At 66.4% G+C, this 19,294-nt stretch carries 14 protein-coding genes; 4 read left to right on the plus strand and 10 right to left on the minus strand.

Going from position 1 to position 19,294, the window contains the following annotated elements; all coding sequences use genetic code 11:
* The first annotated feature begins 25 nt into the window (after positions 1-25).
* The 3 genes from AC56LV_RS13705 to AC56LV_RS13715 are packed head-to-tail and all read left to right on the plus strand — an operon-like array spanning position 26 to position 4,843.
* Positions 26-2,545: a glycoside hydrolase family 3 protein gene (locus AC56LV_RS13705; RefSeq protein ID WP_499558367.1), complete on the plus strand. Its 2,520-nt coding sequence runs from the start codon at positions 26-28 to the stop codon at positions 2,543-2,545.
* Positions 2,542-3,525, plus strand: coding sequence for a glucokinase (locus AC56LV_RS13710; protein WP_499558369.1), 984 nt, complete (start codon positions 2,542-2,544; stop codon positions 3,523-3,525). The genes AC56LV_RS13705 and AC56LV_RS13710 overlap by 4 nt, the downstream gene beginning before the upstream one ends.
* A gap of 10 nt (positions 3,526-3,535) precedes the next feature.
* Positions 3,536-4,843: a sugar MFS transporter gene (locus AC56LV_RS13715; RefSeq protein WP_499558371.1), complete on the plus strand. Its 1,308-nt coding sequence runs from the start codon at positions 3,536-3,538 to the stop codon at positions 4,841-4,843.
* A gap of 216 nt (positions 4,844-5,059) precedes the next feature.
* Here AC56LV_RS13715 and AC56LV_RS13720 read toward each other — a convergent pair whose 3' ends face one another.
* From AC56LV_RS13720 to AC56LV_RS13730, 3 genes are all read right to left on the minus strand, one after another.
* The gene (locus AC56LV_RS13720; protein WP_499558372.1) at positions 5,060-6,073 is read right to left on the minus strand and encodes a cupin-like domain-containing protein; all 1,014 of its coding nucleotides are present in this window, start codon (positions 6,071-6,073) and stop codon (positions 5,060-5,062) included.
* On the minus strand, positions 6,057-6,767 hold the full coding sequence (locus tag AC56LV_RS13725) for a SapC family protein (RefSeq protein ID WP_499558374.1): 711 nt from the start codon (positions 6,765-6,767) through the stop codon (positions 6,057-6,059). Before AC56LV_RS13725 ends, AC56LV_RS13720 begins: the two co-directional genes overlap by 17 nt.
* A gap of 140 nt (positions 6,768-6,907) precedes the next feature.
* Positions 6,908-9,940, minus strand: coding sequence for a TonB-dependent receptor (locus tag AC56LV_RS13730; RefSeq protein ID WP_499558376.1), 3,033 nt, complete (start codon positions 9,938-9,940; stop codon positions 6,908-6,910).
* A gap of 503 nt (positions 9,941-10,443) precedes the next feature.
* On the opposite strand from AC56LV_RS13730, the gene AC56LV_RS13735 reads away from it, so the two are divergent.
* A complete protein-coding gene (locus AC56LV_RS13735; RefSeq protein ID WP_499558378.1) occupies positions 10,444-12,015 on the plus strand; it encodes a family 16 glycosylhydrolase in 1,572 nt (523 codons plus the stop codon).
* A gap of 122 nt (positions 12,016-12,137) precedes the next feature.
* On the opposite strand, the gene AC56LV_RS13740 is transcribed toward AC56LV_RS13735, so the two are convergent.
* Genes AC56LV_RS13740 through AC56LV_RS13770 form a run of 7 tightly spaced genes read right to left on the minus strand, consistent with a single transcriptional unit; the run spans position 12,138 to position 19,287 of the window.
* Positions 12,138-12,908, minus strand: a complete 771-nt coding sequence (locus AC56LV_RS13740; RefSeq protein ID WP_499558380.1) for a LytR C-terminal domain-containing protein — start codon at positions 12,906-12,908, stop codon at positions 12,138-12,140.
* A 16-nt stretch (positions 12,909-12,924) separates the two neighbouring features.
* Positions 12,925-13,869 carry a type II secretion system F family protein gene (locus AC56LV_RS13745; protein WP_499558382.1) on the minus strand — a complete coding sequence of 315 codons (945 nt, stop codon included), beginning with the start codon at positions 13,867-13,869 and terminating at the stop codon, positions 12,925-12,927.
* A gap of 7 nt (positions 13,870-13,876) precedes the next feature.
* Positions 13,877-14,857, minus strand: a complete 981-nt coding sequence (locus tag AC56LV_RS13750; protein WP_499558384.1) for a type II secretion system F family protein — start codon at positions 14,855-14,857, stop codon at positions 13,877-13,879.
* A 10-nt stretch (positions 14,858-14,867) separates the two neighbouring features.
* Positions 14,868-16,214: a TadA family conjugal transfer-associated ATPase gene (locus tag AC56LV_RS13755; RefSeq protein ID WP_499558386.1), complete on the minus strand. Its 1,347-nt coding sequence runs from the start codon at positions 16,212-16,214 to the stop codon at positions 14,868-14,870.
* Positions 16,215-16,251: 37 nt separating this feature from the next.
* Positions 16,252-17,427 carry a CpaE/TadZ family protein gene (locus AC56LV_RS13760; protein WP_499558388.1) on the minus strand — a complete coding sequence of 392 codons (1,176 nt, stop codon included), beginning with the start codon at positions 17,425-17,427 and terminating at the stop codon, positions 16,252-16,254.
* 30 nt (positions 17,428-17,457) lie between these two features.
* On the minus strand, positions 17,458-17,730 hold the full coding sequence (locus tag AC56LV_RS13765; protein ID WP_499558390.1) for a hypothetical protein: 273 nt from the start codon (positions 17,728-17,730) through the stop codon (positions 17,458-17,460).
* Between the two features lie 9 nt (positions 17,731-17,739).
* Complete coding sequence (locus AC56LV_RS13770; RefSeq protein ID WP_499558392.1) at positions 17,740-19,287, minus strand: type II and III secretion system protein family protein; 1,548 nt, start codon at positions 19,285-19,287, stop codon at positions 17,740-17,742.
* Between the last annotated feature and the right edge of the window lie 7 nt (positions 19,288-19,294).

A 19,294-nucleotide genomic window follows, 5' to 3' on the forward strand; every position in this document is an offset into this window, starting at 1 on the left:
ACAACGACAACGAACGAGACAAACCATGACAGCCACGCTTCGCCCTTCCCTGCTCGCCCTTGCGATCGCCCTTGCCTTGCCTGCCTTTGCGCATGCCGCCCCGGTCGACACCAACCTGGCCGACTGGCCGCGCGTGACCAGCGCGATCAGGAAGGACGCCGCGCTCGAGAAGCGCGTCCAGGAGATCGTCAGCAAGATGACACTGGCCCAGAAGATCGGCCAGATGACGCAGCCCGAAATCAAGACTGCCACGCCGGCCGACGTGACCAAATACTATCTGGGCTCGGTGCTCAATGGCGGCGGCAGCTGGCCGAACGGGAACAAGGCGGCCAGCGCGAAGGAATGGCTGGCGCTGGCGCAGGCGTACCACGACGCGTCGATGAAGACCGACATGGCGATCAAGGTGCCGGTCGTGTGGGGCACCGACGCGGTCCATGGCCATAACAACGTGCCAGGCGCCACGCTGTTCCCGCACAATATCGGGCTGGGCGCGGCGCGCAATCCGAAGCTGATGCGCGAGATCGGCGCGGCCACCGCAAAGGCCGTGCGCGCGACCGGCATCGCCTGGGTGTTCGGCCCGACGCTGGCCGTCGTGCGCGACGATCGCTGGGGCCGCACCTATGAAAGCTATGCCGAGCATCCGGAAGTGGTGCGCAGCTACGCGGGCGAGTACGTCAAAGGCATGCAGGGCGCGTTCAGGGACGACGCCAACACCATTGCGACGGCCAAGCACTTCATTGGCGACGGCGGCACCAGGAACGGCAAGGACCGTGGCGTGACCGAAGCCAGCGCCGTTGACCTGATCAACATCCATGGCGCCGGCTACGTCCCGGCACTGAGCGCTGGCGCCCAGACGGTCATGACCTCATTTAACAGCTGGACCGATACGGCGGCCGGCGTCGAGCATGGCAAGCTGCATGGCAGCAAAGTGGCGATCACCGACATCCTCAAGAACAAGATGGGCTTCGATGGCTTTGTCGTCACCGACTGGAACGGCATCGGCGAAGTGAAAGGCTGCCGCAACGACAGCTGCGCCCAGGCGGTCAACGCCGGCAATGACATGTTCATGGTGCCGGACGACTGGAAGGCCTTCATCGCCAACACGATCAAGCAGGTCGAGTCGGGCGAGATCCCGATGGCGCGCATCGACGACGCCGTGACCCGCATCATCCGCGTCAAGCTGCGCGCCGGCCTGTTCGACAAGAGCCCGGCCCAGAACGCGTATGCGGGCAAGGACGATGCGATGCAGGCACGCGCGCTGGCGCGCCAGGCCGTGCGCGAGTCGCTCGTGCTGCTCAAGAACGAAGGCCCGGCCCTGCCCCTCAAGCGCGGCCAGAAAATCCTCGTCGTGGGCAAGAGCGCCGACGAGCTGTCGAACCAGAGCGGCGGCTGGTCGATCACGTGGCAGGGCACCGCCACCACGAATGCCGATTTCAAGAACGCCGACACGATCCTGACGGGCATTCGCGAAGCGGCCGGCAGCGACAACGTGCGCTTCAGCGTCGACGCGAAAGACGTCGACGTGACGCAGTTCGATGCCGTCATCGCTATCATCGGCGAACGCCCATATGCGGAAGGCGATGGCGACATCCACCCATCCGGCACGCTGCGCCACAGCAGCCGCTATCCGGAAGACCTGGCCGTGCTGCAGGCAGTGGCCGGCAAGGGCAAACCGGTGATTACCGTGATGGTCACGGGCCGCCCGGTGTACGGCAACGACCTTTTGAATCTGTCGGACACCTTCATCTCGGCCTGGTTGCCGGGCTCCGAGGGCAAGGGCGTGTCGGACTTGCTCATCGCAGGCGGCAAGCGTTATGACTTCCGCGGCACGTTGCCGTTCTCGTGGCCGAAGTCCGCCTGCCAGGTCAAGCTCAACGTCGGCGACAAGGAGTATGCACCGCTGTTCGCCTACGGTTACGGCCTGAAGGCAGGCACGCGCTCCAAGCTCGGCAAGCTCGATGAGACGATCCCGCAAGGCGGCTGCAGCGCCGGCAACACCTTCCCCGTGTTCAGCCAGGCCGATCGCACCAGCTTCCCGCTGGCGATCCGGAGCAGCGGGCAAACCACGGTGCTGGGCGCCGACCTGAATGCGAGCTTCACGCTGCCGGGCATCGTCGTGACGACCGCGCAGGTCAACACCCAGCAGGATGCCAAGATGGGCGCCTGGACCGGCCCGGCCACGCTCGAAGCGCGCGGTGCGCGCGCCATGGTGGTGCCCGCAGCGGCGGCGAAGGACGGCGCGCTGCGCTTTGACACCATGGTCGCCAAGGCGCCAACTGGCAAGGTGATGCTCGCGATGCGCCAGGGCGCGAGCGACACGGCGCTCGATGCCACGAACCTGTTCAAGCGCCTGGCCGACGGCGGCAAGCACACGGTCTCGATCCCCCTGGCCTGCTTCCAGGCCAAGGGGATCGATCTGGCCAAGGTCGACACGCCGTTCAGCGTGACCAGCGACGGCCCGTTCACCGCGGCCTTCGCGAACATCGAGATCGCCGGTGGCGCCGCGAAAGAGGCCGATGCCGTGCGCTGTGAGGACCTGAAATGACGGCAGATGTGACGCACGGCCTGCGGCTGCTGGCCGACATCGGCGGCACCAATGCGCGCTTCGCGCTGCAGTCCGATCCGGCTGGCGGCTTCGATGATGTCGAGGTGCTGACCGGCGCCAGCTACCTGACGCTGGGCGACGCGATCCGCGCCTACCTCGAAGGCGCCCGCGCGCGCGGGATGGCGGTCGACAGCGTGCGCCATGCGGCGCTGGCGATTGCCAATCCGGTCGAGGGCGACGAGATCCGGATGACCAACCACCACTGGGCTTTTTCGATCGAAGCGCTGCGGCAGGAACTGGGCTTGACCACGCTGTTGATGGTCAACGACTTCGCGGCGCTGGCGATGGCGCTGCCGCACCTGCCGCCCGCAGGGCGCCAGCGCATCGGCGGCGGCATCGAGCTGCCCAACCGGACCATTGGCCTGATCGGCCCTGGCACGGGCCTGGGTGTCTCGGGCGTGGTCCCGGCTGGCGGGCGCTGGATTGCGCTGTCCGGCGAAGGGGGGCACGTGAGCTTCGCGCCCGTCAACCGCGACGAGGTGGCGATCCTGGAGGCGCTGTGGAGCGAGTACGGGCACGTCTCGGCCGAGCGCCTGCTGTCGGGCATGGGACTGGAGCTGATCCACTGGGCCCGCACCAGCCGGCGCATGAAGGCGGCCGACATCACCACCGCGGCCCTCGATGGTTCGTGCCTGGAGTGCCAGGGCTCGGTGAGGGTGTTCTGCGCGATCCTGGGCAGCGTGGCCGGCAATGTCGCGCTCACGCTCGGGGCGACCGGCGGCATGTATATCGGCGGCGGCATCGTACCGCGCCTGGGCGTGCTGTTCGAGCAATCGGCGTTTCGCGCGCGCTTCGAAGACAAGGGGCGCCTGGGCGATTACCTGGCACGCATACCGACCTACTTGATTACTGAACAATATCCCGCCTTGCGCGGCGTTTCGGCTATGCTGTCGGATCAAATTTTTAGTCTGCACCAATAACGGAGAGACCATGCAGAATCCCATCCAGACCCCGTCCGTGCCCAGTGCAGCGATTGACGGCGAACGCAATGCGCATACCGGCGCGCTGTTCATCGTCACCATCCTGTTCTTCATGTGGGGCCTGATCACGTCACTCAACGACGTCCTGATCCCGCACCTGAAATCGATTTATACCCTCACCTACATGCAGGCGATGCTGGTGCAGCTGTGCTTCTTCGGCGCCTACGTCGTCGTGTCGCTGCCGGCCGGCGCGCTGATTCGCCGCCTCGGTTACCAGAACGGCGCCGTCGCCGGCCTGCTGGTCGCCGCCACCGGCTGCGCGCTGTTCTATCCGGCGTCGAACGGCGGCTACGGCCTGTTCCTGTTCGCGCTGTTCGTGCTGGCAAGCGGGATCACGATCCTGCAGGTCGCCGCCAACCCGTACGTCACCGTCCTTGGCCCTGCGCGCACCGCGGCCAGCCGCCTGACGCTCACGCAAGCTTTCAACTCGCTCGGCACCACGGTGGCGCCGGCACTGGGCGGCTTTTTGATCCTGTCGACGGTGGCGCTGTCCGCCGACCAGCTGGCGCTGCTGCCGCAAGCCGAGCAGGCCGCGCACCGCGCCGCCGAAGCGGCTGCCGTGCAGGGCCCGTACCTGGGCCTGGCCGCTGCGCTCGCGCTGCTGGCCGTGCTGTTCGCACTGGCGCGCCTGCCGAAGATCGCATTCCAGGACACCACCACCGCTGCCGTCGATGGCAAGGGCGGCGCGATGGCGTACCGCCACCTGGTGCTCGGCGCGCTGGGCATCTTCCTGTACGTGGGCGCTGAGGTCAGTATTGGCAGCTTCCTGATCAACTTCATCGGCGAGCCGCACATTGCAGCGCTGTCGCACGCCGACGCGGCCAGCTACGTCAGCCTGTACTGGGGCGGCGCGCTGGTGGGCCGCTTCATCGGCTTTGGCGTGATGCGTTACGTCAGCCCGGGCAAGTCGCTGGCCGTCACCGCACTCGGTTCGATGGCGCTGGTGCTCACTGCGATCTTCACCGATGGCAGCCTGGCGATGTGGGCGCTCATCGCTGTCGGCCTGTGCAACTCGATCATGTTCCCGACCATCTTCAGCATGGCGCTGCACGGCCTGGGCAAGTTCACGGGCCAGGGTTCGGGCATCCTGTGCATGGCCATCGTCGGCGGCGCGATCGTCCCGTTCATCCAGGGCATCCTGGCCGACACCGTCGGCCTGCAGATCTCGTTCCTGGTGCCGGCAGCCTGCTATCTGTTCATCCTGTACTACGGCGTGAAGTACGCCGATCTGCACAAGCAGAAGGTGGCGGCGGAATAAACGCCTCCGTCATCAACGAAAATGCCCGCACATGATGCGGGCATTTTTTTGGGCACAGCCGGGGTCAGGTCTGACATTCGGACACGAACTCAGCCTTGGCCACTTCCAATGGCGTCTTGCGCAGTATTAGCATGGCCCGGTGCTAGCTGGTTACGGGTAGCTCACTGTCCAGATCGTGTCCAAATGTCAGACCTGACCCCGGCTTTTCAAGAGGTGCTAGCGGTTCAGGCGCTTGAGCAGCTGTGCGCGCACCATGCGCGAGGCGTTGTCGTCCATTGGACCAAGCAGGCCGCGTGCGCCTGGCGGGATATGGGCTGCGGTCTCGCCGTCGGCCTCGAACACGTAGTGCCGGAAGAGTTCGGCCCACGCTGCGCGCTGCGCCGGTGGCAGGTCGCGCACCGTCATCAGGGCGTGCATCAGGGCGTTGTTGGGCGTGTCCATCCAGTCCGGCGACTGGCGCCACCAGTAATTGACCAGCACATTGACGTCATCCAGCGCCTCGACGTGGTGCCACCACATGCTGGGGATGAACAACGCGTCGCCCGGCGCCAGTTCGGCGCTCTGCGCCTGTGCGAGCGCGTTGGCAAAGCGTGGAAAACGTTCGGGATCGGGCTGTGCGAAGTCGACCAGGCTGATGGGCTGACCGGCCGGGGTCAGGTCGATCGGGCCGATGTACAGGTTGTGCTGCTGTCCCGGCGGGAACAGCGTGAAGCGGCGTCGCCCGGCTGCGATGCAGGCCAGGTTGTCCGGCAGGTCGTAGTGGGCGGCGATGCGGGTGCGGTTGCCGATCCAGATCGACGCCAGCGGGTCGCGCGGGCCAAGGTCGACGTCGTTCTCGCCTCTGAAGCCCGGCAGCGCGCCGTCGATCGTGGTCGAGCCGACGTAGATCGCGGGCGGCGCCGGCGTGGCCAGGTGCTTGGCCAGTTCATCGAGCACGGCGTCGAGCCGCACCCGCAGCGACTGGAAATTGAAGCCGTCGAGCGCGGCGTTGTAGAAGAAGCGGCCCTTGATGTCGGGCGGGCCGAGCATCGCATTGACCGTGGCGTCGCTGCACCAGCGGCGCAGGTAATCGAGCGCTGCCTGCGGCGACTGGCGCCCTGCAGCCACCACCGGCCAGTGGGCCACCAGGCCGCGCAGCAGCAGCGGCTCGGTCGACGCCAGGATCGTTGCATCGAGATCGGCCGGCGTCACACCGGCGAGCTCGCGGATGGCGTTAGCGGCCGGCGGCATCGCGGTGATTCTTGCGGTCGATCAGGTTGCGGAAGTTCGACAGCGAGGCCAGTGCAAAGTAGATCGGCGCCAGGTAGCCGGCCGCGTGCAGTTCGGCGATGGCGCTTGCCTCGAGCGCGCCCAGGCGTTCTTCGTGGATCGTGAAGAAGCCGCCCAGGCGGTTCTGCGCGCCGTTGTCGAATTCCATGTCGAGCACGAACGCATCGAGCAGATCATGGCGCTTGAGCGCTTCGAGAAAACCGATATTGGCCTGTACGCCGTTGTGGATGTTCGACAGCATGGTGCTGACCTTTTCCAGGTACTCGGTGTTGCCGCCATGCGGCATGAACACCGGCTCGCCGTCGGTCGTGCTCACGCGCGGGTGGTCGAGATCGACCTGGATCATCAGCTCGTCGCCGTTGCGGCCGATGTAGAACGGCTGGCGCTCGTGCATCCACGGCACGAGCGGCGCATCCCAGCGGCCGTCTTGCAGGAACAGGTTCTCGTCTTCGGTAAAGCCCAGCAGCGCGATCGCTTCGAAGTTCGCGCCGTCTTCGAGCTGGCGGAAGATGATCGGGTAGATCCCCTGCAGGGAGCGGAATTCGTCGGCGAAGGTCGGCACCCACGCGACTTCGCTGCCCAGGCCGGGGCGGTGGCCGGCGATGATGCGCAGGTCCTTGTGTTCGATATTGTTCAGCAGGGCGATATTGGGCATGGACGTCTCGTTGTCGTTATTGGAAGCACTCGGTGAAACGACAGCGGCGGGCCGGCTGATGCCGGCCCGCCGCTGCGGTTGCAGGGCCGGTGTGCGGGAAGTCTACTCCCGAATACCGGCGCCGGCCAGATGCTGCGCTATCAGAATTTGTAGCGCGCCGCGAGCATGTAACGCGGACCCGATTGCGTCACGAACAGCACCTGCTGCTTGGTGCGGCCGTGCGTGCGCTGGATCTCGTCGGTCAGGTTGATGCCCTCGAACGACACCGACAGGTTCTTGTTGACGTTGTAGCCCACGCTCAGATCGAGCTGGCCGTACGCTTCGACGTAGTTCGGGTTCGGGCCCGAGCCGTCGAAGGTCGACGACAGGAACTCGTCGCGCCAGTTGTAGGCCGCGCGCACGTTCCACTTGTCGTTCTCGAAGATACCCACCAGGTTGGCCGAGTCGCCCAGGCCGACCAGCGCAAACTGCTCGCCCACGCTGCCGTTGTCGTACTTCAGACCCGAATTGACGTAGGTGTAGTTGGCCTGCACGCCGAAGCCGCTGTTGCCGAACATGTGCTGGAGGTTGAATTCCAGGCCGCGGATGTTCGCCTTCTTCTGGTTCGAGTACGACGTGATGCGGAAGTTCGCGACCGGATCGGTGCCGATGGCCGTGATGGTGCCGGTGGCATCGCCCGACGCGTTGTTCGGCCCTGCGACCACACCCGGCTGGCCGTTGAAGTTACGGAAGATGTAGTTGCGGATGCAGGTGGTGTCCGCCGTCGTGCAGCTGCCCAGCGCCGCATTCCAGTAGGCGCCGCCCACCGGCGTACGCACGCCGAACGGCTGGGCGATGATCTGCGACTGGCCGGCGTAGTTCTCGAGCTGCTTGCGGAAGTGGTTGACCGAGATGAAGCTCTGGCGGCCGTAGTACCACTCGAGCGCCAGGTCGAAGTTCTTCGACTTGACCGGCTCCAGCGCTGGATTGCCCTGCGAACCGGTGCCGCCTTCGACGCGCGCCAGCGTGTCGAGCACCTGGCCGCCGGCGATCTGGTCGTAGCGTGGGCGGCCGATGGTGTGGCCGTAGCTGAAGCGGCCCTTGATGTCGTCGCGCAGCGCGATGTCGGCATCAAAGCTTGGCAGCACGTGGCTATAGTCGCCTTTCAGCGTGGTGAAGCCGGACTGGCCGAACACCACTGGCAGCTCATTCTGCGAGACCCAGCTGATCGCGATCGGGGTCGGCACCAGCGCGGTGGAGCTGACGTCCGTCTTCTCGTAACGCACGCCGAGCGAGGTATTGATCGGGTAGCGCGTGTTCCACTCGGTGTTGAACTGCAGGTACAGGCTCTTCGATTTTTCTTCGGTGCGGCGGTCGGTGTCGTAGGTGGTCTTCGGCACGTACAGCTGCGGCAGGCCGGACGCCTGCGCGACGATGTCGCGGATCTGGCTGAAATTGAAGGTGTGGAAGCGGTCGAACAGGGCGGGATTGTTGCTGCCGTTGACCTGGTCGAAGTACTTGCCAAGGCTATCGACGGTAAACAGGCTGGCCGGGTAGTCGGATGCCTGCGTCGCGCCGCCCCAGGTGTCGCGCTGCTGCACCGAGAACGCCGAGCGGTAATCGACCTTGGTCGCGCCCAGGCCGAACTTGACCTCGGATGCTTCCAGTACTTTCCAGCTGCCGTGCGTCTGGATCTGGTCGACTTCGGTCTTCATGTAGCCGTTCTCGAACACCGAGCCGGTCACCTGCTGCGGCGCGCGCGCGTAGTCGGCGCCCTGGATGCTCAGCACCGGGAAGTCTTGCGAGAAGTCGGCGGTGGTATTGCCGCGGCTGAAGCTCGCGGTGCCGATCACGTTGCTCGAACCCCATGGGCTGTCCGGGGTCGATTCGGCCGACGAGCTGTGGGCATCGAGCTCGAAGCGCAGGTCGGGATTGACGCGCCAGACCGTGTTGAAGCCCAGCGATTTGTTTTCGCTGCGGGTCGCAAAGTCCGACACGCCCATCGCGATATCGCTGTTACCGGCCGGGATGAATTCGGTGTAGGTCAGTGGGCCGGCGATCGGACCGTCGGTCCAGCTGCTCGACGACGGGCCGAAGTTGAACCACGCCGACATGTCGTTGCGGCGGGTGTGGATCTTGTTTTCCGAGTAGGTGTAGTCGAGGGTGCTGGTGATCGACTTGTTCGGTGCGAACTGGAACACGACCTGGCCGTTGGTGCGCTCGCGCTGCACGCCGCTCAGGTTGTAGTTCAGGTTCTGCGGGGTCTGATACAGGTCGGTCGGGCCGGGACGGTTCGTGATCAGCTCCGAGCCTGGCTGGCCTGGCAGCGGGATCGCGCCGTAGGTTGCCTGGTCGCCGCGGAACGGGCCCTTCCAGCCATTGGCCACCGACGCGCGGTTGTAGCCCAGGTTACGTTCCTGGTAGCTGGCCGACAGGCCAATGCCGAAGCGGCCGTCGGCCGAGGTGTTCGAGTAGATGCCCGAGACTTCCGGCGTGACCTTGTTGCCGTGCTGGAGACCGTCCGGCAGGTTGGTGGCCGACGTGTCGTGCACGCCCTTGATGCCGATGCTGGCCTGCATGCCGGGACGCGACAGCGGGCGCGCGGTGATCACGTTGATGGTTGCGCCGACGCCGCCGGTCGGGGTCTCGGCGCGGCTCGATTTGTAGACCTGCAGCTGCGAGATCGCTTCGGAAGCGATGTTGGCGAAGTCGAATGCGCGGCCATTGCGGTCGCCCAGGTTCGACACCGGCATCTGGCGGCCATTGAGCAGCACCAGGTTGAAGTCGGGGCCGACGCCACGCACGGTGATCTTCGAGCCTTCGCCGATTTCGCGGTCGATCGATACGCCCGAGATGCGCTGCAGCGATTCGGCCAGGTTCGTGTCGGGGAATTTGCCGATGTCTTCGGCGACGATGCCGTCCACAAAACCCTGCGCATTGCGCTTGAGGTTCATCGACGATTCGAGACTGGCGCGCAGGCCGGTCACGACGACGGTCTGGGTGCCGTTCTGGGCCGGGCCGGTGATCGATGCGGTGGGATTGCTGGCCGCATCGACTGCCTGGTTGGGGGCGCTGGTCGCGGTTTCGGCTGGCGGCATGCTGGCCGCTTCCTGGGCAAACGCCGGCATGAACGCCGCGCATGCGCTGGCAACTGCCAGACTGATCAAGGTCTGTTTAGCCTTTGGGTAGTACATGTCTTCTCCTGTTTTTATAAATATGACCGTGCTCAGACACGGTGTCTCCGCCATCCGGATGCGTCGCCGCTGCCCCGGGTACTGCCTTTCAAACCCGGGCGCCTCCTTGCCCGGCTACACGCCACCATGTGGTGCAGCGAGACCGATCGGTTGGCACCGATGGCCTCGCCGCGTGAATCGCCGGGTGCGCGCTGCACTGTGTCATGTGTCCTCGGCTTCTTGGCGGGTTGCGCCAATCGGGGATCGAAGGGAATTTGTCCGTCACATGGAAACGTTTCCATGCAGTGATCTGAATCTTAGAGTTATGAAAATAAATTGTCAACGGAATATTCCGTTACCTCGTCAACCCGTGTGACGTAGTTTTGCAACACTTTGGTGCGCGCGGCGCGTCAGGCAGTCCTTACCAATGACGGACCATGGGTGTGCGTCCCGCATTGACGGGAGCGGTTCGACAGGCTATAGTCGCCTTGACGTTTTGGTAACGTTTCCAAACTGGAGCATGCATGCACCATTTTCTGGCCCGCCTCACTCGCAGCGCCCCTCGCGGCGCCCTCCTTGCCGCTGTCTGTGTCGCTTTCAGCGGTGCCGTGCATGCCGCTGCACCGACGCCCGCATTTGCCTGGCCCGGCGGCGCGCGCGCTGCGGTCAGCCTCGCTTACGACGATGCACTCGACTCGCAACTCGACAACGCGCTGCCGGCGCTGGACCGCCACGGCATCAAGGGCACCTTCTATCTGCAGCTATCGAGCCCGCCGGTGGCATCGCGCCTGCCGGCGTGGCGCGCTGCCGCCGCCCGCGGTCATGAACTGGGCAACCACAGCCTGTTCCACCAGTGTTCGGGCAAGGGCGCGGACCGCGGCTGGGTCGCTGCGCATCGCGACCTCGCAACGACGAGCCGCGCGCAGATGGTCGACCAGGTCCTGCTGGCCAACACGATGCTCGAAGCGATCGACGGCCGGCGCGAGCGCACCTACACAGCGCCCTGCGGCGACGTGCAGGCGCTGGGCGGCGACTACCTGCCGGCACTGCGCCCGGCGTTCGTTGCGATCAAGGCGGACAACGGGCCTGGCGTGCCGGCATCGATGGCGGCGGTCGATCCGTACCAGGTTGCCTCGGTCGGCCCGGTGGGCGCCAGCGGTCCGGAACTGATCGCGCTGGTGGAGCAAGCGGTCGCGCGCGGCACCATGGTCGCTTTCACCTTCCATGGCATCGGGGGCGACCACCTGAGCGTGTCGTCCCAGGCGCATGAAGAACTGGTGCGTTACCTGGCCGCGCACCGTGACGTGGTCTGGACTGACACGTTCATCAACATCATGCAGCATGTCAAAAAGGCGCAGGCGCGCCTGCCCGGCTGGACGCTTGCCTGGAGCGATGAATTCATCGGCGCGACGCTCGACCGCACGATCTGGACACTGGAAACGGGCGGCCATGGCTGGGGCAACAACGAGATGCAGTTCTACACGGCGCGCCCCGAAAACGTGCGCGTGGAGGACGGCCACCTGGTCATCGAGGCGCGCAAGGAGCGCTACGAAGGCAAGGATTACACATCGGCGCGGCTCAAGACGGCCGGCCTGAAAGAGATGCAGTACGGGCGCTTCGAAGCGCGCATCAAGGTGCCGAAGGGCCAGGGCATCTGGCCGGCGTTCTGGATGCTGGGCGCCGATATCGGCAAGGTGGGCTGGCCGCGCAGCGGCGAGATCGACATCATGGAAATCATCGGCAAGGAGCCGCGCAATGCCTATGGCACGCTGCACGGACCGGGCTATTCGGGCGAGCACGCCTTCAGCAAACCGATCGCGCTGGACGGTGCCGACTATGGTGACGACTTCCACGTGTTTGCCGTCGAGTGGGAGCCGCAGGCGATCCGCTGGTACCGCGACGGTGTGCATTACCACACCGCCACGCCGGCCCTGGTGAAAGGCGACTGGGTATTCGAGCACCCCTTCTTCGTGCTGCTGAACCTCGCTGTCGGCGGTTACTGGCCCGGTTACCCGGACAGCACGACCGTGTTCCCGCGCCGGATGCTGGTCGATTATGTGCGCGTGTATCGCAAGGATGCCGCGCCGGCGCGGTGACCGGTTCAGCGCAGCGCCAGTGACTCTGCCTTCTTCGCATCCAGGCGCAGCATGGCGCCGCGCTGCGCCAGATCGCGGCCCAGCACCAGGCGCAGGTTGGACAGCGCGCGGTGGCCGACTTCCTACAGGTGCACGCTGCCTACGCGCTGCGCCAGGCGCCGGGCCGCATCGACGTGGGCAGCGTCGTATTCGATGCGCGTGTGGCGCACTGCAAAGCCGGGCTGATTCGACAGGCGCGTGACGCGCAGGCCAGGTGCGTCGATCTGGCGTGCCAGCGCGCGCGCCATCCCGGTCACGCCATTGCCATTGCTGATCTCGAGGTGCGCCACGGCTGGCTGCAGGACTGGCGGCAAAACAGGCCGGCTGGCCGGTATGCGGCGCAGTTCCATCATGCCGTCCACACCGACGTGGATCTGCGCCTGGGCCCAGCCGGGCTGTGGCGTTTCCATGGCCTGGCCGAGCGCGGCGACGTCCGTCTGGCCACCGGTCGCAGCGAAGTCGGCGCGCAAGTCGTACTGGCGCAGCGATGCCGCCTGGCGCAGCATCTGCCGCGCGCGGGCATCCTGTCCCAGCGCCGCCAGCGCTTCGCCCAGCAACTCCCACGAGTGCGCGACCAGCGGGTCGAGCAGGCAGGCGCGTTCCAGCGCCATGCGGGCAGCGTCGTAATCGCCACTGCGCAGGTACGCGCTCCCCAGAGCGACGAACCGCTGGGCGGTATCCGGCGCGGTATCCGGCCCGGCATCAGCTTGCAGCAATGCGCCCAGATCGCGCCGAACGGCAAGCGCTCCTGGCTCCGCGCCCGTTGGCGCCTGCAGCGGCGCGCACGCCGCCAGGCCGGCGCACAGCAATGCCAGCCGCGTGAATCGGGCGCTACGGTGGATGGTCAGGCGCATGGCGGCCTCCTTGGGTTCAGCGCGCGCTGGCCAGCGCGCTCATGGCACGGGAAATCTGGATCGCCGCCGGTCCCAGGAGGACCATCATCAGCGTCGGGAAAATACAGAAGATCAGCGGGAACAGCAGCTTCAGGCCGATGCGCGCAGCGGTTTCTTCGGCGATCATGCGTCGCTTGTGGCGCAGGTTGTCGGCATATACGCGCAAGGCGTCGCCCACGCTGGTGCCGAAGCGTTCGGACTGGATCAGCATGGCCACCAGCGTATCGACATCCTCGACGCCGGAGCGCAGCGCGAAATTGCGCAGCGCCTTTTCCTTGCTGAAGCCGGCGCGCATTTCCATCAGCACGATCTGCATCTCCTGCGCCAGCACCACGCTCTTGATATGGATTTCGGCGGCAACCTTGACCAGGGCGCGCTCCAGGCTCAGGCCCGCTTCGACGCACACCGTCAACAGGTCGAGGGCATCGGGAATGGTCTCGAAGATCTCGCGCCGGCGCCGCTTGACGCGGCGCGCCAGAACGGCGTTGGGCAGGTAGTAGCCAAGCGCCGCGCCGCACAGCAGGATCATCAGCAGCATGCGGACCGACGTATCGCCGCGCAGCAGCATCACGGGCGCCAGTACGGCGGGCGCCAGCAGCGCCAGCGCCGTCTTGGCCGCGAAGTACAGCGTCGGCGCCGCCGGGTTGCGCCAGCCGGCGTTCATGAAGCGGGTGCGCAGCGTCGATTTTTCCCAGCCCTCTTCGGGGATCGACAACCGGGTGAGCGGCCTGGCAACGCTGGCAACACGCTCGATCCAGCGCAGGCGCGGCGCGTCACCCATGCCCGCCACCGCGCGCTGGCCATGAAGACGGCGCAGGCGCTCGCGCAGCGCGACCGGCGCGAACAGGGCCAGCGCGACCCAGCATAGCGCGCAGACGACAATGAAGACGATCAGCAAGAACCACAGTTGCATGGTATTCATCGCGGCCTCATATGCGGATGCGGATGGTCTGGCGCAGCCACAGCACGCCAAAGATGATCATGCCCAGCCCGTACCACAGCAGCCGCTGGCCGCTCGGGTCGGTCCACAGCATGCTGACGTAGTTCGGGCTGCTCACCGTCATCACGCCCATCACGCCAAATGGCAGCAATCCCAGAATCCAGGCCGACATGCGGCCTTCGGCCGACAGCACCCGCACCTGCGCCACGAGTTTCAGGCGGGCGCGGATGATGCCGCTGATATTGCCGAGGATTTCGGCCAGGTTGCCGCCCGAATCGCGCTGGATCAGCACCGCGATCACCAGATAGCGCAGGTCGGTCAGCGGAATGCGCGCGGCCAGCCCGTGCAGGGCTTCGTTCATCGGGACGCCGTAATTGATCTCTTCGCGCGCGATGCGAAATTCACCGGCCAGCGGCTCGGGCATTTCATTGCCGACGATCTGCAGCACATTGATGAACGAGTGCCCGGCGCGCAGCGCACGCGCGATGAAGTCGGCCGCCTCAGGCAGTTGGTGCTCGATGCGGATCAGGCGCCGCCTGCGCATTCTCTGCAGCAGCCACCAGGGCAGGCCCGGACTGGCCACGCACAGCAGCAGGCGCGCCGGCAGCGGCAACGTCCAGACGCTGCCCGCCACCAGGACCATGATCACGCAGCCGAAGGTGGCGCCAATGAAGTGGCTGACGGTCCAGGGCGCGCCGGCCTGCACCAGCAGCGCATCGATGCGCTGGGCCAGGGCCGCCCGGTGCAGCAGCCGGTCAAGTGCAGGCCGGTGGCTGTAGGGGCGCTGCTTGAGGATCGAGATGCGTTCGCCCGAGCGCGTCTGCGCGCCGCCGGACATGACCTGCAGGCGGCGTGCAATGCGGCGCGCTGCGGCGCCGCGGGTACTCATCCACCACAGGTAGAAGCCTTCGACCGCCAGGATGACGGCGGCGAACAGCACCACGACGAAACCGTAGAACAGGATGTCCATGGCCGCTCCTTCAATCAAACACGCGGTCGGGATCGAACGTGTCGTCCGGCACCGGGACCCCGAACAGCTTGAGGCGATCGGCAAACCTCGGCCGCACACCGGTGGCGCTGAAGTGGCCGAGCACCCTGCCCTGCGGATCGACGCCGCGCTGTTCGAACAGGAAAATCTCCTGCATCGAAATGACCTCGCCCTCCATGCCGGTGATCTCCTGCATGCTCACCAGCTTGCGGGTGCCGTCGGTCAGACGCGAGACCTGCAGCACCACCGTCACCGCAGATACGATCTGCTGGCGGATCGCGCGCGGCGTCAGGTTCACGGCAGCCATGCTGACCATGTTTTCCAGGCGCGAGAGCGCGTCGCGCGGCGTGTTCGAGTGGATCGTGGCGAGCGAGCCTTCGTGGCCCGTGTTCATCGCCTGCAGCATGTCGAGCGCCTCGGCGCCGCGCACCTCGCCAAGAATAATGCGGTCGGGCCGCATGCGCAGTGCGTTGCGTACCAGCGCGCGCTGCGTGACTTCGCCCTTGTCCTCGATATTCGGCGGACGCGTTTCCAGGCGCACGACGTGCGGCTGGCGCAGTTGCAGCTCGGCCGCATCCTCGATCGTCACGATCCGTTCGCTGGCCGGGATGAACCCCGAGATCAGGTTGAGCAAGGTGGTCTTGCCGCTGCCGGTGCCGCCCGAGATCAGGATGTTGACCTTGGCCGTGCCCAGGCTTTCGATCACCCGGATCATCGGCGGCGCCATGCTTTTGTACTCGAGCAGGTTGTGCACCGTCAGCGGGCTGCCGCCGAAGCGGCGGATCGACAGGATCGGCCCGTCGACGGCCAGCGGCGGGATGATGGCGTTCACGCGCGAGCCATCCGGCAGGCGCGCATCGACCATCGGGCTCGATTCATCGACCCGGCGCCCCACGCGCGAGACGATCTTTTCGATGATCTTCATCAGGTGGGCGTTGTCGTGGAAGGTGACGTCGGTCAGCTCGAGCTTGCCGTGGCGCTCGACCCAGACCTTGCTGGCGGTATTGACAAGGATGTCCGAAATCGTCGGGTCGGCGAGCAGCGGCTCAAGCGGGCCAAAGCCCAGCATCTCGTGCTGGATGTCGAGCACCAGGTGGTGGCGCTCGTGCTGGTTCAGCACGATGCGTTCGTCTTCGATGATGCGCTGGACCAGCAGCGCCAGCTCGTGCTTGAACTGTTCGGCGGTCAGGCGCTTCAGGCGCTCCAGGTCGATCCGGTCGAGGATCATCTGGTGCATCAGCTTCTTGAGCTCCTGGTAGGCCTGGTTGGGGGCGTCGTGCGATTCGGCGCCGCTCGGGCGTTCCGGGTCGGGCAGCGCAAGGCGTTCGCGAAGGGACATCGATGTCTCCGGTGCGTGGTTCAAGCGTTGGAACGATTCAGTCGTCGTGATCCTGGCGCCCGAACAGGCGCCCCAGCAGGCCGCGGCTTTCGTGGACCCGCTGCGCGGTCACCAGTTCGACCAGGTCGGCCAGGCTGCGCGCGGCGGCGCTCGAGCGCGACAACTGCAGCACCGGCACGCCCTGGTTCACCGAATCGGTGACCGCGATGTAGTCGTTGGGGAAGGTGTGCACCACTTCGCAGCCCAGCGCCGCATGCAGGTCCTGCAGGCGCAGCTTGCCGCCCTTTTCGTAGCGGTTGACGATCAGGCGGATGTTGTCGAGCACGTAGCCGAGCGAGCGGAAGATATCGAGCAGGCGGCGCGCATCGCGGATATCGGGCAACGCCAGCTGCAGCAACGGGTAGATCGTGTCGGTCACGTCCAGCGCGCGCAGCGACACGGCGTCGATCTGGCGCCCGACGTCGAGCAGCACGTAGTCGTAGTGCTGACGCGCCACGCGCAGGATAGTGTCGATGTGTTCGGGCTTGGCCTGCCGCTCGTGGGACGGATCGTCGGCCGCCGCCAGCACGCCGAAGCCCGGCGTCACGTGCACCAGGCACGATTCGAGAAACGGCCCGTCGATGCGGGCGATCTGCGCGCATACGTCCGACATCGTCATGGCCGGCTTCTGGTCCGACACGTACAGCGCGGCGTCGCCGAACTGGCCGTGCAGGTCGATCAGCAGCACCTTCTTGCCTGCCAGCGAGGCAAGCGCGTAGCCGAAATTGGTCGAGATGAAGGTGGCGCCGCTGCCGCCCTTGCAGGCGATGAAGGCCAGCACCTTCCCGTCGCGCATGGTCGAGATGCCAGCGGCGCTCGCAATCCGGTCCATCGCCTCATGAAAGGCGCGGTGCACCAGCGGCAGTTGCAGCAGCTCGCGCACGCCGGCGCGCATCGCGGTAATCAACAGGTCGGGCTGGTGCTGGGTAGTCAGCAGCATCAGTTGCGCCGTCGGATACTGCCGGCCCAGGCGCTCGAGCAGATTGGCCTCGGACGGTTCGAGATTGCTGGCATCGACGATCACGAGTTGCGGCGCGTCGGGATCGGGCCGGTCGAGCGCCTCGCGCAGGCCGGCGCGAGTCGCGCCCAGGTGCAGCGGCGGCACCCGTGCGGCGCCCTGGGCGGCCAGTTCCGCGTACAGGTGGCTGTCCCGGCTGATCAGGAGCGCTCTCATGAAGTCCTCGATAAAGGTAGGGCCGCGCGCTTACTGCGCACGGATCATGGGCGCCGGCTGGCCGGTGTCCGGCTGGGCGAACGAGCGCTCGTAGTTGTCGATGGCCGCGCGCGCGGCCCGGCCATCGAGCCCTGCGGCGGGGTTGCGGCTGGTACCCGCAGCCGGGTCGATCGTCTGCGCGGCCAGGTTGGCGCGGGTCGCCGCGCCGAACTGGCTGTCCCAGTGCGGCGTGCTCGAGATGCAGCCCTGCGCGCCGCAGGCCAGCAGCACCAGCGCCGCCCGGCGTGTGAATGTGGATGCCATGCTGCTCTCCTATTCCGGTTCGGGGCCGCCGGCGGCCGGCGCCGGTGCGGGTGGGACAGGCGCCGTGCCAACGGCGGGCGTGCTAACGGGCGTGCCTTCGAGGCGGCCGCCAAGCAGCACGCCAGCGCGCGACGGCACGTCGAAACGGTCGGTCGGCAAGCTCAGACTGCCGGCCGGCAGCGGCTTGACCAGGCGCGCCGTGATGACGAAGACGAGTTCGGTGCGCTCCTGCTGGAAATCGGTGCTGCGAAACAGCGCGCCCAGTATCGGCACGTCGCTCAGTCCCGGCAGGCCTTTCAGGTTGGCGACCAGGTTGTTGCGCACCAGGCCACCGATGGCGAAGCTCTGGCCGTCGTGCAGCTGCACCGTGGTGCTGGCGCGGCGCGTGGTCAACAGCGGCATGATCGCGGTGCCCGCAATGCCGGCGGCGCTGATGCCGATTCCTTCGCGCGACAGCTCCGACACTTCGGGCGCAACCTTCAGGTTGATGAGGCCTCCACCCAGCACTGTCGGGGTAAAGCGCAGGCCGACGCCGAATTCCTTCTCTTCCAGCGTCACCTTGTTATTGTCCTGCGACACCGGGACGAAGAACTTGCCGCCGGCCAGGAACGCGCCTTCCTGCCCGCTGATGGCCAGCACGTTCGGTTCGGCCAGGATGCGCACCAGGCCATCGAGCTTGTCGGTGTCGATGCCGAAGCGGTTGCCGTTGGTCTTCAGGCCGGCCAGGCCGCCGCGCGCCAGGCCGCTGAGGAAATCGGTGGCCAGCGTGGTGGTCCAGCTGCCCGACCCGAAGCTCAGGCGCACGCCGGTTTCCAGCCGCTCGAGCAGCGTGCGCGCGACTTCGGCCACCTTGACCTCGAGCTGCACCTGCTGGGGCGCGCTGACCGCCAGCAGGTTGATCACGCGGGCGCTGGCGCCACCCGCCCCGGCAGCGGCGCCGCCGCCGCTGCCATTGCCGATCTGGATCACGCCGTCGGTCGCGTTGTCCTTGTCGGCCGCCGGCAACTGGCGCAGCGGGCGGCGCACATAGGCGCTGGCCAGTTCCACGGCGCGGTTGACGGCGGCAGCGTCGCTGACGGTGCCGGTCAGCACCAGCGTATCATTCGCGGCCATCACCCGGATATCCTTCTCGTGCGGCATGGCGAGGCCCAGCATCGCTTGCAGGCTGGCCGGGTCCATCGCGACCGTGATGTCGATCACGCTGCACGCGCCACTGCGGCCCTGCACGATCATATTGGTGGTGCCGACGTCGACGGCGGCGATATACAGCGTGTCCGGTGCGACCAGCATTGCCTGCACGACGGCCGGGTTGCCGACGCTGCGCCGGGTGACTGCTTCGGGCAGGCGCAGCATGGTCGACTTGCCCATCTGGAGCGCCATGGTGGCCGGGCGCGCGGCCTCGCCCTGGCAGCCGCCCTTCAGGTGCAGCCCGGGCTGCGCTGCCACGTCAGGCGGTACCGTTTTTTTGCCTGCCGGGGCAGCCAGGGCCAACGCGCTCAGGCCTGCCAAAACAGTCGCCAGGCAGGCGCGCAGTGCGATCGTGGAATGTCGGTGCATGATCGGT

Source organism: Telluria sp. RB2R28 (genome assembly GCF_059685835.1).